At 55.1% G+C, this 18,399-nt stretch carries 19 protein-coding genes and 1 pseudogene; 10 read left to right on the forward strand and 10 right to left on the reverse strand.

Annotated features, from left to right (window positions below; translation table 11 throughout):
• Positions 1–79 precede the first annotated feature (79 nt).
• From RA28_RS09745 to leuD, 7 genes are all read left to right on the forward strand, one after another.
• Positions 80–988: an aldo/keto reductase gene (locus RA28_RS09745; RefSeq protein ID WP_082029790.1), complete on the forward strand. Its 909-nt coding sequence runs from the start codon at positions 80–82 to the stop codon at positions 986–988.
• Between the two features lie 163 nt (positions 989–1,151).
• Positions 1,152–2,642, forward strand: coding sequence for an aldehyde dehydrogenase (locus RA28_RS09750; protein WP_039527309.1), 1,491 nt, complete (start codon positions 1,152–1,154; stop codon positions 2,640–2,642).
• Between the two features lie 5 nt (positions 2,643–2,647).
• Positions 2,648–3,514 (forward strand): isocitrate lyase/PEP mutase family protein, encoded by an 867-nt coding sequence (locus RA28_RS09755; RefSeq protein WP_039527311.1) that lies wholly within the window; start codon positions 2,648–2,650, stop codon positions 3,512–3,514.
• 26 nt (positions 3,515–3,540) lie between these two features.
• Entirely contained in the window at positions 3,541–4,635 is a 1,095-nt protein-coding gene (locus RA28_RS09760; protein ID WP_082029791.1) for a sugar ABC transporter substrate-binding protein, read from the forward strand.
• Positions 4,636–4,640: 5 nt separating this feature from the next.
• Complete coding sequence (locus tag RA28_RS09765; RefSeq protein ID WP_193747382.1) at positions 4,641–5,663, forward strand: ABC transporter permease; 1,023 nt, start codon at positions 4,641–4,643, stop codon at positions 5,661–5,663.
• Entirely contained in the window at positions 5,663–7,171 is a 1,509-nt protein-coding gene (locus RA28_RS09770) for a sugar ABC transporter ATP-binding protein (protein WP_039527319.1), read from the forward strand. The genes RA28_RS09765 and RA28_RS09770 overlap by 1 nt, the downstream gene beginning before the upstream one ends.
• Positions 7,172–7,174: 3 nt before the next feature.
• A complete protein-coding gene (leuD, locus tag RA28_RS09775; protein WP_039527321.1) occupies positions 7,175–7,780 on the forward strand; it encodes a 3-isopropylmalate dehydratase small subunit in 606 nt (201 codons plus the stop codon).
• Between the two features lie 7 nt (positions 7,781–7,787).
• Here the strand turns inward: leuD and RA28_RS09780 are convergent, their stop codons facing one another.
• The 5 genes and pseudogenes from RA28_RS09780 to RA28_RS23140 form a co-directional block, all read right to left on the reverse strand.
• Positions 7,788–8,174, reverse strand: a complete 387-nt coding sequence (locus RA28_RS09780; RefSeq protein ID WP_039527324.1) for a carboxymuconolactone decarboxylase family protein — start codon at positions 8,172–8,174, stop codon at positions 7,788–7,790.
• On the reverse strand, positions 8,171–9,151 hold the full coding sequence (locus tag RA28_RS09785) for an aldo/keto reductase (RefSeq protein ID WP_039527327.1): 981 nt from the start codon (positions 9,149–9,151) through the stop codon (positions 8,171–8,173). The genes RA28_RS09780 and RA28_RS09785 overlap by 4 nt, the downstream gene beginning before the upstream one ends.
• A 278-nt stretch (positions 9,152–9,429) precedes the next feature.
• Positions 9,430–9,900: a pyridoxamine 5'-phosphate oxidase family protein gene (locus RA28_RS09790; RefSeq protein WP_039527330.1), complete on the reverse strand. Its 471-nt coding sequence runs from the start codon at positions 9,898–9,900 to the stop codon at positions 9,430–9,432.
• 218 nt (positions 9,901–10,118) lie between these two features.
• Positions 10,119–10,391 (reverse strand): Lrp/AsnC family transcriptional regulator, encoded by a 273-nt coding sequence (locus tag RA28_RS23015; protein WP_241481098.1) that lies wholly within the window; start codon positions 10,389–10,391, stop codon positions 10,119–10,121.
• 54 nt (positions 10,392–10,445) lie between these two features.
• Positions 10,446–10,598 (reverse strand): annotated as a pseudogene (locus RA28_RS23140) (Lrp/AsnC family transcriptional regulator); the annotation flags it as partial.
• A gap of 109 nt (positions 10,599–10,707) precedes the next feature.
• Here RA28_RS23140 and RA28_RS09800 point away from each other — a divergent pair.
• Positions 10,708–11,343, forward strand: coding sequence for a LysE family translocator (locus RA28_RS09800; protein WP_193747383.1), 636 nt, complete (start codon positions 10,708–10,710; stop codon positions 11,341–11,343).
• A 36-nt stretch (positions 11,344–11,379) separates the two neighbouring features.
• On the opposite strand, the gene RA28_RS09805 is transcribed toward RA28_RS09800, so the two are convergent.
• On the reverse strand, positions 11,380–11,832 hold the full coding sequence (locus RA28_RS09805; protein ID WP_039527334.1) for an Lrp/AsnC family transcriptional regulator: 453 nt from the start codon (positions 11,830–11,832) through the stop codon (positions 11,380–11,382).
• 72 nt (positions 11,833–11,904) lie between these two features.
• Between RA28_RS09805 and RA28_RS09810 the strand changes: the two genes are divergently transcribed.
• Positions 11,905–12,495, forward strand: a complete 591-nt coding sequence (locus RA28_RS09810) for a LysE family translocator (RefSeq protein ID WP_039527880.1) — start codon at positions 11,905–11,907, stop codon at positions 12,493–12,495.
• Between the two features lie 207 nt (positions 12,496–12,702).
• On the opposite strand, the gene RA28_RS09815 is transcribed toward RA28_RS09810, so the two are convergent.
• Positions 12,703–13,689, reverse strand: a complete 987-nt coding sequence (locus RA28_RS09815) for an aldo/keto reductase (RefSeq protein ID WP_052261397.1) — start codon at positions 13,687–13,689, stop codon at positions 12,703–12,705.
• An 83-nt stretch (positions 13,690–13,772) separates the two neighbouring features.
• Between RA28_RS09815 and RA28_RS09820 the strand changes: the two genes are divergently transcribed.
• Positions 13,773–14,585 carry a LysR family transcriptional regulator gene (locus tag RA28_RS09820; RefSeq protein WP_039527337.1) on the forward strand — a complete coding sequence of 271 codons (813 nt, stop codon included), beginning with the start codon at positions 13,773–13,775 and terminating at the stop codon, positions 14,583–14,585.
• Between the two features lie 100 nt (positions 14,586–14,685).
• On the opposite strand, the gene RA28_RS09825 is transcribed toward RA28_RS09820, so the two are convergent.
• The 3 genes from RA28_RS09825 to RA28_RS09835 form a co-directional block, all read right to left on the reverse strand.
• A complete protein-coding gene (locus tag RA28_RS09825) occupies positions 14,686–15,612 on the reverse strand; it encodes an alpha/beta fold hydrolase (protein ID WP_039527340.1) in 927 nt (308 codons plus the stop codon).
• A complete protein-coding gene (locus RA28_RS09830) occupies positions 15,599–15,904 on the reverse strand; it encodes an ArsR/SmtB family transcription factor (RefSeq protein ID WP_039527344.1) in 306 nt (101 codons plus the stop codon). Before RA28_RS09830 ends, RA28_RS09825 begins: the two co-directional genes overlap by 14 nt.
• A gap of 103 nt (positions 15,905–16,007) precedes the next feature.
• Positions 16,008–18,284, reverse strand: a complete 2,277-nt coding sequence (locus tag RA28_RS09835) for an EF-hand domain-containing protein (RefSeq protein ID WP_039527885.1) — start codon at positions 18,282–18,284, stop codon at positions 16,008–16,010.
• Positions 18,285–18,399 lie beyond the last annotated feature (115 nt).

Below are 18,399 nucleotides of genomic sequence, written 5' to 3' on the forward strand. Positions count from 1 at the left end.
GCAAGCGGCTTGCAGTTTCCAAGAGTGTTTATTGCATTTCTAGACGATAAGATTGGAATTCTATTTTATAAAAGGATCAATGGCTTTGCCCGCCAATGGAACACCAAACTTTGCGTTCGGGTGCCACTCTCTAACAGGGGGGGTGCCGCCGATGGAAAAACAGGACATTTCGGACGTTATCCGAGAAGCATTTGAACACGGTATTCGCATTTTCGACGTGTCCGGAGACAAAAACCCTTCGGATTGTGAACGACTGATCAAGCAGGAACTTCAAGGGGTCAAAGATGCGCTTGTCTCCACGAAATGGCGCCTGCCGGTTTCGTTAGAGTTAACCGGAAACGCAACAAGTGACCTGAAGGCCATTGCCGAGCGCAGCCTGACCATGTCGCTGAGAAACTTGAACGGCATCCAGGTTCAAACCTTGTACGTCCAACCCCATTCGAATCCCACGATCATGGACCTGCTTGTCGAGCTGTTTGAAAAGGCAAAAAAGTCCGGACATGTTTTGGAACTGGGATTGTTGAATGCCTCGCCCGAGAAATTGAGCAGCAAACAGAAAGAGTACTCCATCGACGTGGTAAAAATGGAAATCTCGTTGCTCAGGTTTTTCAACCGTCAAAAATACGTTCTGGAGATCATCGACAGGGGCGGTCGCGTTCACGCAGCCAATCCGCTGGGCCGGGGCGTATTGGCCCGCACACCTTCGTCGAAGCATCAGGTCAACGACCGTTCGATGTTGCGAAAACTGATGACGGAACTCAATGAAATCTCTAAGAAACATCGCGTTTCGCCAAGCCGGATCGCGCTGTGCTGGCTGCATTATCTGCACCGCGGGATTGTGCCAGTACTTGGCACGACCAACCCATCGCATCTGCGGCAAAACCTTCAGCGCAGCCGCCTGACGCTGAGTAACGAAGAATTCACACGTCTTATGAATTTGGCGGCAGCCCGATCTGCTGCCGAGGCCCAGGGCGTTCTTTCAGAATAGGTGCGCCGGCTTCAGGCTTGCCAAAAATGAAAAGCCACTTTGCTAAATGTGTTCTTTTTTGAGCGGCCCTCCGCATGAGACATTGCTCCTTGTCAGAAGGGAGGCTGGCCGGAGAGAGCTTACATGAGCTCCTGCAGTCTCCTGGGATTTTGGGAGATTCTTCATGTTGGACGAACAACGAACAGGCTTAGTCGATTACCAAATGCTTATTGGTGGCGAGTGGGTCGAGGCTGCCGATGGCAGCAAAATGAAGTCTGAAAACCCTTATAAGGGTACAGATTGGGCGAGTGTACCGGATGGTGCAGAAGCTGACGTCGACGCCGCAGTGGCCGCTGCCCGCTCGGCATTGAACGGCGAATGGGGCGCCTTGTCAGCACGGGATCGCGGCAAGCTGATGCGCCGCCTGGGCGACCTGATCGCCGAACGCGCCGAACATCTGGCCAGCGTCGAGTCTACCGATAATGGCAAGCTCTACAAGGAAATGCTCGCTCAGGCGAAGTATTTGCCGGAATGGCTTTATTACTTCGCAGGCGCCGCCGACAAGATCGGTGGTGACGTCATTCCGTCCGAGCGTCCGAACTTTCACATTTATACCCGCCATGAGCCGATCGGGGTCGTAGGAGCAATCACTCCCTGGAACTCCCCAATTCTCCTACTGGGCTTTAAGCTGGCTCCGGCTTTGGCGGCAGGGTGCACACTGGTGGTGAAGCCTTCGGAGCACACCCCAGTGTCCACTCTGGAATTCGCGAAGCTGTTCGAAGAGGCCGGCTTCCCACCGGGGGTATTCAATGTCGTAACCGGCGGTCCGGCCGCAGGTGCTGCATTGTCCTCGCACCCTGGCATCAACAAGATCGGTTTCACCGGGTCCGACGCCACCGGCCGCAAGGTATTGCAGGCGGGCGCAGAAAACTTCACACGCGTTACGCTTGAACTGGGCGGCAAGTCACCGAACATCGTGTTCGACGATGCCGATCTGGAAGCCGCCGCAAATGGTGTGATTGCGGGTGTCTTTGGCGCAACGGGCCAGACTTGCATGGCCGGTTCCCGCTTGCTGGTTCAGAAATCGGTCAAAGAAGAACTGCTGCAGCGCGTCGCCAAGCGCGCGAGAACCATTGTCATGGGTGACCCGATGTCCGCTGAGACTGAAATGGGTCCGATGGCGACACGCCCGCAGTTTGAAAAAGTCATGGGTATGTTGGCCCGCGCACGTGACGCTGGTGCGGAAATCGTAACCGGCGGCGACGCCAGCCCAAATCATGACGGTTTCTTCATCCAGCCAACGATCGTTGACGCGTCAGAGAATACCGATCTCGAAGTTGTTCGCGACGAAGTCTTTGGCCCGGTCCTCTCTGTTCTGACCTTCGAAACGGAAGAAGAAGCCATCGAAATCGCAAACGACACGCGTTTCGGCCTGGCTGCAGGTATTTGGACGCAATCAGGTCAGCGGGGCACCCGAGTAGCGCACAAGGTCCGCGCGGGTACCGTTTGGATCAACGCCTACCGCGTTGTTGCGCCCAACGTTCCGTTCGGTGGTTTTGGCCACTCCGGTATCGGTCGCGAAAACGGGTTCGACGCAATCCGCGCATACACCGAAACGAAGTCCGTCTGGACCGAGTTGACAGGTGCCACCCGCGATCCGTTCAGCATCGGATAAGACAGATGGGTTGGCTGGCAAACAGACTGAGTAGCCACGAGGACATTCTTGTCCTCCCCGGCGCCTACGACGCTCTTTCGGCAAGGATGATAACACTTGCCTGTGCCGAGGCTGTCTATTGCGGTGGCTTTGCCGCAACGGCCAGCAGCACGGCGCTGCCGGATCTGGGGCTCTTGGGTCTGACTGAACTTGCCAGCCACTACAAAACTCTCAGTGTCGCATCGAAAGGTGCGCCACTGATCGTGGACGCAGATACGGGTCATGGCGGTCTTCTGAACGTGCAGCGCACGGTTGAGACCCTGGCGAATGCCGGTGTCTCGGCATTTCATATCGAAGATCAGGTAAGCCCCAAGCGATGCGGCCACTTGGATGGCAAGGACGTTGTGTCCTGGGACGAAGCACGCGCGCGTGTTTCCGTCGCCGTCCAAACCGCCGAGAAATTCGGCATGGATGTGATCGCCCGAACGGACGCCATTGCCGTTCATGGGTTTGAAAACGCGATTGAGCGTGGGAACATGTTCTTTGACTGTGGCGCAGCGGCAGTCTTCATAGATGCGCCGACAACGCCAGCCCAGATCCAGGCAATCCCAAATCGTTTGAATGGACCAGCGGTGTTCAACGCAGCACCGACAGGCGTCAGCGAAAATCCACGAACCACTGAACTTGAAAGGTTGGGTTTTCGGATCGTCCTGCATCCGATCGAAGGGTTGATGACAGCGGCTGCAGCAGCCGCGTCCTGCTACACAACGCTTTTGCGTCGCGACGACCCACTTGAACAACCTCATCTGAAATTCAACGAGCTTAACCAGCTCTTGGAGACCTCGGACTTCCTGTCACGTGAACGGGAGTACTCGAGCGTAGACACAAACTGAACTTGTCGAAATCGGGAGGGAAATACATGAGAATTCGACACCTACTCGCAACAACACTTTTGGTTGCATCCGCAAATGCGGTTGCGGCTGATGACGCAAGCTCCAGCGGTGCTGAAGCTGCAGGAGACTCGGTGCAACTACCGACCAAGACCCTAGGCATCCTTCAGTTGAATGCACAGGCCGAGGTCGCGTTCCGCATCGCCGAAGGCGCACGCATTCCCGCTGAACACTTGGGTTGGAATGTCATTGTGTGCGACAGCCTCGGCGATCCGGCACGCATGGCAAGCTGCGCGGAAAGCTTGCTGAACCAAGGCTCTGACGCGATTGTCACTGTGGCAATCGAGCCGGCGCCGATCATGGCACAGCTGCGCAAGGCAAACGAAGCTGGCGTTCCATGGGTAACGCTGGGCGGCGGCACCACGCCGAACGATCTGATCACGGCACAATATGCGCCGCTGGAAACAGAGATGTCGGACCTGCTGCACGAATATCTGATCGAAAAGCTTGATGAACGTGAAGGCGACGACAAGGAAATCGCCATTTCGACCTTCAGCCAGGTTTGGGCAGGCAAACAGCGCTCGGATGATCTGTATGTCGACCTAGAAGGCACGAATATCTCGGTGGTGGATGAACATGTCAGCGACCTGGCGAACCAGATCGCGGATGCTCGTCAATCAGTGACAAGCCAATTGACTGCCTTCCCAAATGTCGATGCACTGCTTGGGACAGCAAACTACACCGTGCCTGTGATGGGTCAGCTTGTGGCGCAGCGTTTCCCCGGCAAGCAATTCCCCGAGCGCCCGTTGGTTGTTGGTTATCTCGACGACCTCGTGAACCTCGAAACCGTGCGCCGTGGACAGGCGGATGCGATTGCGACCATGCGGCTTGATGCCGCCAGCTGGGTCGGCGTGGACCAATTGGCACAGTTCTTCGCCCGCGGCGAAGCACTCGATCCCGAAGCCTATCTCAACGCGAAGGATGTCTACGGAATGGACCTGCGCGAAGCGACCCTGGTCACCACAGACAACCTGCCGCCCGAAGGTGAGTACGTGCAGCCCACGGATGACTTTGAGTCCTTCTTCAAAGCGAAATGGGCCGCCGAATTCGGAATTGGGGGCTAACCGAAATGACAAGTGTTTCTGAGACAAACGGAAGCAGCCGCTCAGAGACCGGCCAGAGCATTCGCTCTGGCCATGTCTCCCCACATTGGGCGCGTAATCTGCTGCAAAATTGGGGACTTCTTATCGCTCTGTTCGTGGTGGTTTGCATCTTTAGTATCCTGCGCCCGAACGCGTTTTTCACGTCAACAAACGCACTGGCGATTTTGACACTTGCTGCTCCTTTGGCGATCGCGGCGCTCGGACTGACGGTCGCGCTTGTCATGAACGAAATCGACCTTTCGGTTGGATCAATGATCGGTCTTGGCGGCGCCTTTGCTGTCTGCCTGATGTCTTTCTGGGACGTCCATTGGTTCCTCGCGATCGTACTTGCATTCACGTTGGCTATTGCCGCTGGCATGGCAACGGGCGCGATGGTGACGTTTGGGGGGGCCAACTCTCTGATCATTACCCTCGGAATGGCCACTCTGTTAACCGGAATTGAATTCACGCTTACCGATCAACGCACGATCTACAGCGGGATACCCGCCGGCTATGTCGCGATCGGCCAGTCCTATATGTTCGGCGTTAATGTCCAGGTTTGGATTGCCCTCCTCGTCAGTCTGATCGCCTGGATTCTGTTGGAGAAGACCGAGACCGGCCGTTACATGTATGCGACCGGGTCAAATCAGGAAGCCGCCTATTTGGCCGGTATTCCAGTAGCCCGCCTGCGGATGTGCGGTTTCATAATCGTCGCCGTCTGTGCAACGCTGGCTGGTATTTTGCTGACAGCACAGTCTGCGTCGGCGTTCTCTAACGCGGGCCAGCCCTATCTTCTGCCGTCCTTTGCTTCTGCATTCCTTGGCTCCACCATGTCCCGCGACGGTCGCTTTACCGTGATCGGCACGCTGGTCGCCGTTCTGTTCATCGGTGTGATCCAAACCGGATTGACGATGATGCAACTGTCGACAGGCGCTATCAACATCGCCCAAGGCGGATTGCTGGTTCTGGCCGTGCTGCTGAGCCGTATCGGCAAGAAGGGGTCAAAGTAATGGCGCTCTTCAGCATCCAGGATATCTGCAAAAGCTATCCCGGCGTTCAAGCCGCCCAAAACGTATCGTTTGAAATTGATGAAGGCGAAATTGTCGGCTTCCTCGGAAAGAACGGTGCAGGCAAAAGTACCATCATCCGCATTCTAGCGGGTGTGGAACAGCCGGACAGCGGTACGATCTCGATGTACGAAGCGCCTTGCACGTTCACAATGGCCAAACAGGCCGCTGACGCGGGCATTGCCGTGGTTCATCAGGAACTGAACGACGTGCCGCTGCTGACCGTTGCGGAAAACATGGCAATGGGTTTGGGCTATCCCAAGAAGGCGGGCATTCTGGATCGACGCGCCCTGAATGCGCGGGCCAGAGCGGCCCTTGCCGAACTGCACATGGACGTGGACCCAAACGCATTGGTCGGCGAACTCTCCGTGGCGGAACGGCGGATGGTCATGATCGCACGTGCATTGCTGACGGATGCCAAGCTGATTGTTCTGGACGAACCAACTGCGTCGCTGACGGAAAGAGAAATCGAAGAACTGTTTGCCGTGATCAAACGGCTGAAGTCACAGGACGTCTCCTTTCTCTATGTGAGCCATCGTTTGAAAGAGATCACCGAGCTTTGTGACCGGTCGCTGGTCATGCGCGATGGACACCTCGTGGCTGACGTCCAAATGAAGGAGATTGATGAAGACGCGTTGGTGGCTCTGATCGCCGGCAAGCGCAAGGAAAGCCTGACCTCAAAAAGGGCGGAACGGACATTCGGCGACGAAGTGCTTCGTGTGGAGGGGCTGGATCCGTTCTATCGTGGCTCGCCCTTTGACCTGCACGTCGCTGCAGGCGAAATTCTCGGGCTTGCGGGCCTGGGCGGCGCAGGACGCACGGAAACCATTCGTCAAATCCTGGGCGCGAACCCAAACCTTGGGGTCACCTGCACGCTCAATGGACGCAATGTTCAGATCACATCGCCGAAGCAAGCGTGGGACTGCGGTATCGGCCTTGTGCCGGAAGATCGCCGGAACGAAGGCGCTCTGCTGAATTTTCCAATTACACACAATATAACACTATCCTCGCTCAAGCTTCGTCGCAGCCGAAATTGGCTGCCTTTCCCGAGCACTGGAAAAGAAGCGCGCGAAGCAGAACACCAGATCACAACGCTGAACCTGAAAACCCCGTCGGCGGAAGAAAGTCTTGCCAACCTGTCGGGCGGGAACCAACAAAAGGCGATCTTGGCGCGATCCCTTTCGGCTGGGTGCAAAGTGTTGATTCTGGATGAGCCCACCCATGGTGTCGACGTCGACGCCAAGACGGAAATCTATAGTCAGATCATGCGTCTGGCCGCGTCCGGCTGCGCCATCATTCTGATTTCCTCGGAATTGCCGGAACTGATCGAGCTGGCTGACCGGTTCATGGTCCTGAGTGAAGGCAAGTTGGTTGCATCCCTGAACGGCGAAGTTTCAGAGAACGAATTGCTGAAGCTTTGCCTGACCGCAAATTCAGAAATGGTCGCGTAACCTATGGCGCTTCAAAGAGATTACAGTGGACGCGCGGTCGTCATTCACGGTCTGAATGTCGACACCGACGCGATGCTGCCAAAGCAGTTCTTGCGGACCGTCAAACGCACCGGCCTCGCAAGTGCTTTCTTTCACAGTGACCGGCAGGCGCATGATGAACGCGGCTCGACCCATCCATTGGACGAGGAGCGCGCGACAGGCGCGCGCGTTCTCATCGGTGGTGAGAACTTTGGCTGCGGGTCGTCACGGGAACATGCGGTTTGGGCGCTGGCCGATTTCGGTTTCACGACCGTCATCGCACCATCGTTTGGGTCGATCTTCGAAATCAACTGCGTCAACAATCTGATTTCATGTGTGAGGCTACCTGCAGATCGCCACGACGATCTCTTGCAACTCTTGGCAGATGATCCCGAATTGGAAGTTTCGCTCGACATCGAAAACAACATATTGCGATGCGGAGAGGATTATGCCGTTCCCATCGAAATGGATGATGGTTTTCGCGAGAGGCTGAGGTTTGGCCGGGACATGATCGATATGACCGAACGCCACCTGCCGCAGATCGAGGAATATGAAAGCGCGCAACGCACGCGCTTTCACTGGCTTTGGTGAGTGGTGGTCAGTCAGGCCGAGCGGCGAATGCAGCCCGTGCGGCGGCAAAGCCATTCATGGCCGCAGGCACACCGGCATAAACCGCCATCTGCAAAATGATCTCGAGGATCTCTTCCTTGGTGACGCCTTGGTTCATGGCCGCACGAATGTGAAATTCGAGCTGGCCATGCGCCGTGCCCATTGCTGCCAACGCGGCAACGGTCATCATTTCCCGTGTCCGCAGATCAATGGCAGGCCGAGCCACAACATCAGCAAAAGCAAATCCCAGGACAATTTCCAGGTAATCCTCGTGCAGGCTATCGAAATTCGCGGCCACACGCGGCGGCGCAGAAGGCTCTAGTTGCTTGAGCAGCTCCAGCGCACGCGTGCGGCGATCACTTTCTGTGGTGCTCATACTTCGACACCTTTCATGCCCTCGGCGGTGTAGCGCAGCCCGAGGACTTCAACGCTATTCAAAGCCTCTTCGAGCGAGCTCACCTCATCCGACGTCAACTCGACCTCGGCTGCGGCGCAGTTTTGTTCCAGATACTTGATGCGTTTTGTGCCGGGGATCGGAATGATATCGTCGCCCTTGGCCAGAACCCAAGCCAGCGCGATCTGTCCGGTTGTCACACCTTTGTCCTCGGCAAGCTTGTCGATCTCTTGCAGGAACACCTGATTTTGCTCGAGGTTTCCGGGTGAGAACCGCGGCAACATCGAACGGAAGTCGCCCTCTTGCACATCTGCGGCTTTGCGGAACGATCCGGTCAGGAAGCCGCGGCCAAGAGGTGAGTAAGCCACAAGTTTGACGCCAAGTTTCCGACAGGTTGGCAGGATGTTCTCTTCCAACCCACGGGACCACAGCGAATACTCTGATTGCAATGCGGCAACCGGGAAAACGGCATGTGCACGCTCCAGCGTGGCTGCGCTGGCTTCACATATGCCGGCCGCGCGAATTTTGCCCTCTTCCGCCAGTTTCGACATCTCTCCCATCATGTCTTCAATGGGATGATCCGGATTCAACCTGTGTGCATAGAAAAGATCGATACAGTCGACGTCCAAGCGTTTCAGGGACGCTTCACAGCACTTGCGCAAGTACTCTGGCGTGTTGTCGATGGCGCGCGCGTATTGACCAGGCTCACGCACAATTCCGAACTTGGTGGCAACCACGAAGTCTTCTTTGGTTTCTTTCAGAAGCTTCCCGATCAACTCTTCATTGTGATGCGGCCCGTACATGTCGGCCGTATCGAGAAAGTTGACACCCAGTTCTGCAGCACGATGAAGAACGCGCAGAGATTCCGCGTCATTTGTCGCGCCGTAGAATTCGCTCATGCCCATACAACCGAGGCCGACCGGAAAGACACTGACACCGTCAAATAGCTCTCGTTTCACGTCGCAATTTCCCTTCTGTTAAACACAAGGTTTATCTCATTTCGCGACCTCCCGGCGCAACGACCAGATCGGCAAAACGATTTGCCAAAAATCGCCTTACAAGAAGGCGTCGAACGCGTTTCGAAAAGGCGCAGTTGGATGGGAAATCCGAAACGTCGGGGTTCACGACATCTTGCGGATATTGCCGCATATCACATGCCGCGACGCCCTTCCGTACGTGACTGTGTTTGTTGGCGACCCCTTGGGCGATCCAGCTCAGTGTTCAAACCCGTGGTCGCTCACGCAGGACGCACGCCGTAAACGTCATAGCCGCTCTGGATGCGTGCCTCTTCGCTGCGGTCCGGGAAGATCGCATAACTGGGCGCCCAGATACGTGAAATGCGGTCAATTTGAATTTTGATAACGTGCTTTATCGGATAGCTTTCACCAGCCATCGCAAGAATGTCTTTACCCACAACTGCGTATTGCGGATCGTCCGGGGCGATAATCGTGGCTTCACCCTCGATCTTGAACCCTTTCTGGCGGAAGACATCAACAAAACTGACACAAACAGACGTATTTTCCCGAATGTTTGCGATCGAGTTCGGCGAGGCGATGTTGCCAATGACAAGGCAGTCGTCGCCGTACGCGGCAAACATCTCTTTGGGGCTGACATTCGGCTTGCCTTCGGCGCTGACCGTTGCCAGCCAGCATAGTACGGAGTTTTCGATATCGGTCCGAACCGTGTCATTGATTTTGGGTTGCGGCATTCAGGTACTCCATTCGCGATAGGGTATTGGGTTTCGAGATACCTGTGTTCCCAGCCAATGAGAACACGGAGTGAAATTGGATTGTCGGGGTTTGCAATTCCCCTACCCGGCTACAAAATGCCAATTCGCGGAACTTTCGGTATGCTTAGTCAAAGCTGCCCACAATTTCTCTTTGTTCGGGAAGAACCAGCCGCGTACGCAGGTCGCAATGCGGCCAATCACTCTGGCAACGTCAATGCACCGTTTGTTTTGATCGGGCGCAGTGAGAAATTTGACCGAATACTCGCTATCATGTCGATCACCAACAGGTGTTCGGACAGGATACGCTCGTAGGATTGAAGATCCGCTACCACCATCTCCACCAGAAAATCTGCCGCACCCGAGACCATGTGGCAGGCAACACATCCCGGCAGTGACGCGATTTGGTCCTGAACCGTCTTGGCGTTGTCGTCGGAATGTCGCGACACCGTGATTTCAACAAAAACCGTCATTCCCAAACCCACCGACTCTCGATCAAGGTGGGCTTGGTACCCTTCAATTATCCCTTCTTCTTCCAAAGCCCGTACGCGCCTGAGGCAAGGCGTTGGAGACAAACCGATACGATCCGCAAGTTCTACATTGCTTATCCGGCCTTCCGTTTGAAGAACCGAGAGGATCTGACGATCAAATTGATCCAAGTTAGCTGATTTCACCATCATTGACCCTTAGACTACCTATATCTTCTAATTTACTGCCGAAATCAGCGCTATTTCGCAAGGACATTCCACGCTGTGTGGTCCTATGTTGCGGCCCTCAAAGGAGACGCACATGACCTTCCAATTCTGGTCCATTTTCGTGGTGGCCTCACTGCCTGTTCATTTTGCACCCGGTCCGAACAACCTTCTTGCTCTTCGCAATGGCAGCTCTGACGGAATTCTGTCGGCAGCCATTTCAATGTTGGGAAGACTGCCCGGATACATCATCATCTTCATCGCTGCGGGTTTTGGCCTCGCCGCGGTGCTGAACAGTTTCCCAGGCGGCTTTGCCCTTCTCAAACTGGTAGGGGGCCTCTATCTCTCATGGCTCGGGGCATCCACTGCCTTGCGGCTTTCGAAGACCGTGGGCGGATCGGCGGAAACCAGGCCGAAACAGAAGCTGACGATGCGCCAAGAGTTCCTGACCGCAATTGCAAACCCAAAGGCCGTGTTGTTTGCCACCGCATTCTACAGTCAATTTCTCGATCCAGCAGACGCGCAATATTTGGCAAAATACTCCAGCATGGTTGCCGTCTCCCTGACCTTGGAAAGCATTGGAGGCATTTGCTTTTGCTTTGTCGGTGCGATGTTCGCCAAATCAGTCAGACATGAAACGCCCCTTCTTTGGCTTGCGAAGGGATGTGGAGTTCTGCTTTGCGCAATTGGTTTGCTTTTGACAGCCGAGGGTGTCCGAGACTTCATCGCCTAATTGGTGAGGGAGCCACTTGTTGCCTCGGGCATTCTTCTAGACGAACCTGTCTTTTGGAGACGCCATCACAACCAGGCTGGTGATGGAGGCAACGTCAGGCAGAGCGCCCAAGATTTGCGTGTGAAACTCCTTGTAAGCATCCAGATCCGCCACCTCGACCCGCAAAAGATACTCAAAGCTGCCTGTCACATTGTGGCACTCCGCCACTTGCGGGGCGTCTTTCACAGCCGCTTCAAAAGCTTCATGTGCGGCCTTTCTCTGGCTGGAAAGACCGACAGAGATGTATGAGACAAAATCGCGCCCCAATGCGCGAGGGTTCAGTTTCGCATGATAGCCGGAAATCACACCCGACCGTTCTAACGCTTGTACGCGCCGCAAACAGGCGGATGGCGACAGCCCGGCGCGATCCGCAAGGTCCACATTGCTGATCCGAGCATTACGCTGCAACGCGATCAATATTGTTTCGTCAATTTGGTCTAATTCTGCCATTTGTTGCGCAGATTGCGAAAGATTCCGGAAGAAAGCAAGGACATTGCCACGCGATACATGCGATTATTGCTCATGACTTTTGAACTTATTACCGGGCTGATCACAATGGCCTTTGTCACCTCTGTCACCCCGGGGCCCAACAACTTGATGTTGATGACATCAGGTGCCAATTTCGGGCTTCGACGCACAATTCCCCATTGGCTCGGGGTTTCCGTTGGCTTCGTTGTGTTGGCCAGCTTCGCAGGCTCTGGCGCGGCCAAGGTTCTTGAGACCAATCCAACGCTCCAACACGTCATGCGCATTGTTTGCGTGGGATACCTGCTTTGGCTCGCCTGGAAGATTGCCACATCTTCAGGACACTCGGATCAAAGTGGCAGATCGTCACCTCTGAGCTTTCTTCAAGCAGCAGCATTTCAGTGGGTAAACCCCAAAGTGTGGGCAATGGCACTGGCCGCGATTTCGATCTACGCGCCAAGCGGCGGGATAGCGCAAGTCGTTCTTGTGTCATGCATTTTTGGGTCAGTGAATTTCCCAGCTGTTGGACTGTGGGCGGTGGCCGGAACAAAAATAAACGCCATCTTTCGCAACCCATTGCACCTGCGCTTCTTCAATGTCGCCATGGCTGTTCTGCTGGTCCTCTCGCTTGCCCCGTTATTTCTTTAGTCTGGCAAGTCCGCAGCCCCTAAAAATGATGCGCATTCGCCTATTCCGCGGGATACGATGCGCAAAAATGCCACGGCAAGAACGCCTCTTTCATTGCATCAGGATACAGCGAACGGGTCCAGTATTCGGTTCACGAATTTGTCTTTTCGAAAAGGGCCGTCGCATCGCACGCGAACGGCCCAAGCTCTCAATAAATCTCTGACCAGTCTATCTTGACCGATCTGGCTCGTCTGGATTGCGATCAATGAGCGACTCGATTTCCGCCAGAGTGTTTTCGGACAAGGCGCCTTTTTGCACTGCCGAAGCCAGCCCTTCGATCTGATCGGGCGTGCGGGCACCCGGAATGGGAACGTTGGCCGCACCCTGCCCCCACAGCCAGCCCAAGGCACCTTGTACCATGGTCCGCCCATCCGAGGTGAGAAGTTCACGCACGGCATCGATGGTTTTGACCAAGTCTGGGTTGGCATGACCATCCTTGAAATACTCCATCCAATCTTCGCTGGTGGCGCGTATGTCGTCAGGGGGCATGACAGTTGCGCTATCGTATTTGCCGCTCAGCAACCCCATCGCAAGCGGTGATCGGATCAAAGAATGTAGACCGCTTTCACGCGCGACCTTTTGCATTCTCGGCGCATTGAAAAATACGTTCATGGCGTACTCAACGGCCTTAAAGCCATTTCGTTCGGCCATTGCGTTCGCCTTTTCCGAAAAATCTGTACTCCAGCCATAGGCGCGGATTTTGCCCAGATCCCGAATCCGCTCCAACTCATCGAATATAGCCGCAGCTTCGGAAACTGGCATTTCGTTGAGGTGCAGAAGAACGACATCAATGCAATCGCGCTTCAAACGAACCAGGCTGTCTTCGATGGCCGGTTCCACCGCCTCTTTCACGTAAGGCGAAAATGAAATCTGCTTGCTCTGCTCGTCTATTCCGATGCCGATTTTGGTGACAACAATCGCGTCGGGGTGTCGTTCAAGCGCACGGCCGAGCAGACGTTCGGAATGACCTGCGCCGTAGGCGGCGGCCGTGTCGAACAGGCGTATACCGCTTGCCAAGGCCGCATGAATTGTCCGGATTGAAGTGTCGTCATCAACCTGCGTGTACCCCAACGATTGGGAGCCGGAAAACATCGCCCCCCCAATGGGCCAGCAGCCCATGCCAAGCGGCGCGATCTCTTGATCAAGGAATTTCATACTCGTCTGCCTTCAGTTGCGTTCCCTGAATTTGTGCGCGGCCCGCTATTTTCACCAGTGGTTTAAAATGTAACAAACGTTTCATGGATGAAATCAATTGGGATGATTTAAAGCTGTTTCTGGCGGTGGCACGGGCGGGCGGATTAGGCCCCGCTGAGGCTGCAACCGGAAAGAGCGCGCCAACGCTCGGCAGGCGCATGCTGCAGTTGGAACGCCGACTGGGTCAGGAACTGTTCGTTCGAAAGCCGCGCGGGTACGATCTGACCGAAGACGGCCTCGCGCTATTGGACAAGATCAACGGAATCGAAGAGAGGGTTCTGGACCTCGTCGACGGTTCCGCGGTTCCTCTGGTCAAGGTTTCAGCCGGAACGTGGGTGACACGGGCACTGATCCAGTCCGCAGACACCATCAGAGGCTCGACACCGGTTCGCCTACGGTTCATGTCGGCCGAAGAAGTTGTCGACATCGGCCGTCGCGAAGCGGTCATCGGCATCCGTAATCACAGACCCGACGGCGTCGGTCTGGCCTGTCGACGCATTGGAAAGGTTAGTTTTGCGGTCTATGCAGGAAACCCCAAAATCACGACGTGGGCACGGGTCGTTTCTTCAACACCCTCGGCCCTGTGGGTAAGCGAGACTCAAAAAAGCGCGGACTCTATCGAAGTAACGACACCGCAAAATGCCCTTGATCTGGCACTTGCAGGTATCGCACGCGCGGTTCTGCCGACCTTTATCGGCGACGCCCAACCGGGACTAATTGCGGTTTCAGATCGGATTGAAGAATTGAACCACAGTCAATGGATGGTAACGCATCACGAAGACAGGTTTTTGCCGGAAGTACGCGGCGTGATCGACCGGACATATGCCGTGCTTAGGCGCATTTGCGACGCTGGCTGAACTGATATCTGACCTTCGATTGTGATGACTTTTGGCTGCTCTCGACGGCGTCAGAACCAAAAAGCAGTTTCTTGGAAGGACAGCCTATTCGCGTCACACCTTAATTCGACACAAGCCTATCCTGCTGCAAAAACTGCGCGATGGCTGCCAAGGCGGCATCCGGCGTTTCCTCCGGAATGAAATGCCCGCCGCGTGTCTGAACAAAGCTTGGATCAGAACACCATTTCCGCCAGACACTTTTGACGTCAAAATGTCTGCCAACAACACTTTTTTCGCCCCACATGATCAGTGTCGGGCAAGCAATTCGACGTCCGATCCGACGATCCTCAAGATCATGCAGCTGGTCGATATGATACCCTGCGCGAAAACACTCACACATTGCCGTAATTCCGTCAGGCGTACTGTTTGCTGCGAGGTAAGCCGCCAGAGCCAATGGGTCATAATGCACAGGCTTGTCTGAGAGACCTTCGAGGATCAGACGCAGAAAGGCTTCTGGATCTCCTGCGATCAATCTTTCGGGGATGGGATAATCCTGCGTCAGAAAGGAGAAATAGAAATAGTCCTGGGCGATCTCGGCATTCAATGCCTCGTAGAAATCGAGCGCTGGAATGATGTCCATAACGACAAGACGAGTCACCGTTTCAGGGTGATCCAGTGCAAGTCGTCGTGCGACGCGCGCACCGCGATCATGCGCGACAACAGCGAAAGAACGGTGCCCCAGTGAATGCATGACCGCCAATTGCTCATCTGCCATCGCGCGTTTGGTATACGCGTTGCTTTCTGCATCACGCGCTGGTTTGTGCGTCTCGCCACGACCGCGAATATCCGTGAGCACCACCGTGAAGTTCTTGGTCAACTTCGGCGCGATGTGGTGCCAGCACAGATGGGTCTGAGGATCACCGTGCAGCATCAACAGCGCCGGTCCCGTGCCTGCCGTCAGGGTCATTACTGAGTTGCCGTTGACGCTAATCAGCCGGCGTTCGAAACCGGGCAACAATTTTGCGTCCGCTTCTTCAAAGATGGTCATTGATCCAGTCCTTGAATTCAGCAATGGCACCCTCGTCTCGTTGAAAGAAAGACCACCGTCCAATCTTGTTGACCGTCAGAAAACCCGCCCTGCGCAGCAGTTCCAGATGCCGACTGACCGTTGGCTGCGCCATTTCCAGTTTTTCGGTGAGCAATGTCACGCACACCCCAATGTCCGAAGGCTTGCCGGTAATCTGGTGAGAAAAATGCCGATCTGGTTCCAACAACCAGTCGAGGATGGAAAGGCGTGCGCCGCTGGCAAGCGCTTTTGTTTGTTCCAGGCGATCCGGCATGCGGGAACTTTAAATAGTTAAATAGCTATTAGTCAATCCATATTGATACGAGTCCCGGGCCTATGAAGTTGGCATTCCTTAGGGGTCTGGTGATCCGCTTTATTCAGGCCTCTACAAACAAACCGCTTCGGCTATAGGCCTCTTCTTCAGGTGTAAAATGCGGGGCATTGTCTTCGAAACTCGGATCAAAACGATAAGTCTTTTCAAGAAACTCGCCGGCTGCCAAAGCGTCCTCCAGATCACGCACCGAACTTTCTGCATCGCTCACCAGTTGCGCAAGATTGGCTGATCCGGTCATCATATGCATCCCGCGCCAACGCCCGCGCAGCGATGCCAGACGTCCAACCGGTGTCAGCATGCCCGAAAAATGTGAAAGCCGGTTGATCGGAACCTCGGTTTCTCCGAACGCCCGCGCGCAAGCCACTTCCTCGCTAAGACTTGGCCAATAGCGGCTGGCATAGAATGCGCGCTCGTCGCGATGAAACCAGGGTTCCGTCCGGGTAATAGAGGACGACACAGCGTTATGAAGCTTCCAAAGAAACAGGCGAAGCGAAGGACCGTCCGAAATCGTGTCCAATTTGTTGTCGATTGAGGCTTCGAAGCCGTTTTTCCTCTGGTCACAGCCCAAAACCAGGTATTCGAGCGGATAGTACTCGACCTCGCGGTTTTGCACGACATACCGGTTCAGATGATACCGGCAGTATGGGCAGGGATACATCGCAGCGAAGGAACGAAAGAAGCTTTTGAACAACGCAATCAGCTTCGGTTGATCTTCAACATCGCGGTGGCAGATGATTTCGGCCGTTGTATGAAGAAACCGCCACGTTGATGGGCCTATAAAGTAGGGAAAACTCAACCGCATGTCTGCATCCCGGACGTCGCTGCGCCCAAGGTACACGTCCAAAAAGGCCACGTATTGCGACAGCGATCCCGAGTCGCGACCAAACTCCAGCCGTTCCCGGCGCTTTTGAATGCCGTTCAGATAGTGGCGGGTCAGACGCCATGCCTGCTTGATCATCAGCTTTTGTGACGGCTCGCACGTTGCGAATTGGTCCATCTCTGCCTCGGCAAATGGATGGAATTCTCCGGACGCACGCGCCTCGTGAAACCATTCATCAAGATCGGCTTCATCCGGCATGGTGTTGGCCACAATGTCATCCGCTGTTGCCACGCTGCAGGCGGCCAGCAGTTTTGGCATAAACTCCTGGTACCAATAGGCATTCGGCATCATGGCGCCATCTATTTCCTCGCCAGCCGTCTCGAGGATCACACCGTTCCAGGCCGCAAGGTAGTCGGCGTTATCGCCATCCTGCCCGCCTTTCGTCGACGGTGGCGGCTGATGCAGGTCCAAAGACCGCAGTCGCTTGACTTCATGAAGGTCAAGGGCACCATCGGATAGATCGGCCACTGTAAGGTTCTTGCGGCGCAGCGTCAGGGCGCATTCGACCAGGGCATCAAACACGTGATGCGTTCTGGCCCGATCTGTACGCTCGGCATCCATTTCCGCCGCAGCCCTCGACATTTCCATTGATTTCTCAATCGAAGCCCACGTCGAAATGCGATCGTCCAGCTTTATTAGCTCTTGTCGCAACGACAAGGGAACGGCATCCAAAACCTCGAAACACGCAGGCTCGACAACGCCCAGCGCTTTGTAGAGCTCGATTGCACGTTCCGTGTACCGTGCGAATTCCGTGATCGTGTACGGCATCGTTTTTGCGGCAAGGTGGGTTTCGTAGTTGGCAGCGAAATTCTCGCGAAAGCTGCGGTAGGCTGCACCTTGGAGCAGGCGAAAAAGTCCAATTTGCATTTGCAGCCGGGATGTACCCTCCCCACGGCGTCGATCTTTGCCTTGAGGCGCGGACTGCGGATTTTTTGAAAACTGGACCGACGTCACTGTTTCAGTCGGTGCGGGCGCCATCAAAGACGGATGAACATCGCGATAACGCAGCGGATGACGCCCTTCTGCATTGGACGTCGCCGCTTGAAATTCACTAAAGCTGATCGCGCCATCCCCGTCTTTATCGGCAGCGGCAAAGAAGTGATCTGTCAGATCCTCGGCAATCCCAAAGGCCAAAAGTACGTCACGCAATTCGTCGTGCGTGATCTTACGGTCGCCATTTGCGTCAAAGACGTCAAAGGCGATCGACACTCGGCTGGTCAGGTCTCCTGTCAACGATGCAAGTGTTGCCAGGAATTGCTGCCGGGTAATGCCATCGACCTGGTCGTATTCGTCGGCAATCAAGTCCAGATGGTCGGTCGCCTGTTGATTCCCAAGTCCTGACAGAGCTTTCGCCAAGTCCTCGAATCCAACAACATCGCGACCGCTTGCGATTTGATCCCAAAGCCTCTCGATTTCTTCGATTTTTATCGGTCGCGACATGACGCTGAAGCTTACAGTAAGCAACTCGGTTTGGAACACGAAACTTGCCAGACAACGCTTCATGCTGATGGCAAGCGTATGCCACCACGAATATCTTGCATAACCGCCGGTATGG

The organism is Ruegeria sp. ANG-S4, from assembly GCF_000814005.1.
Classification (GTDB): Bacteria; Pseudomonadota; Alphaproteobacteria; order Rhodobacterales; family Rhodobacteraceae; genus Ruegeria.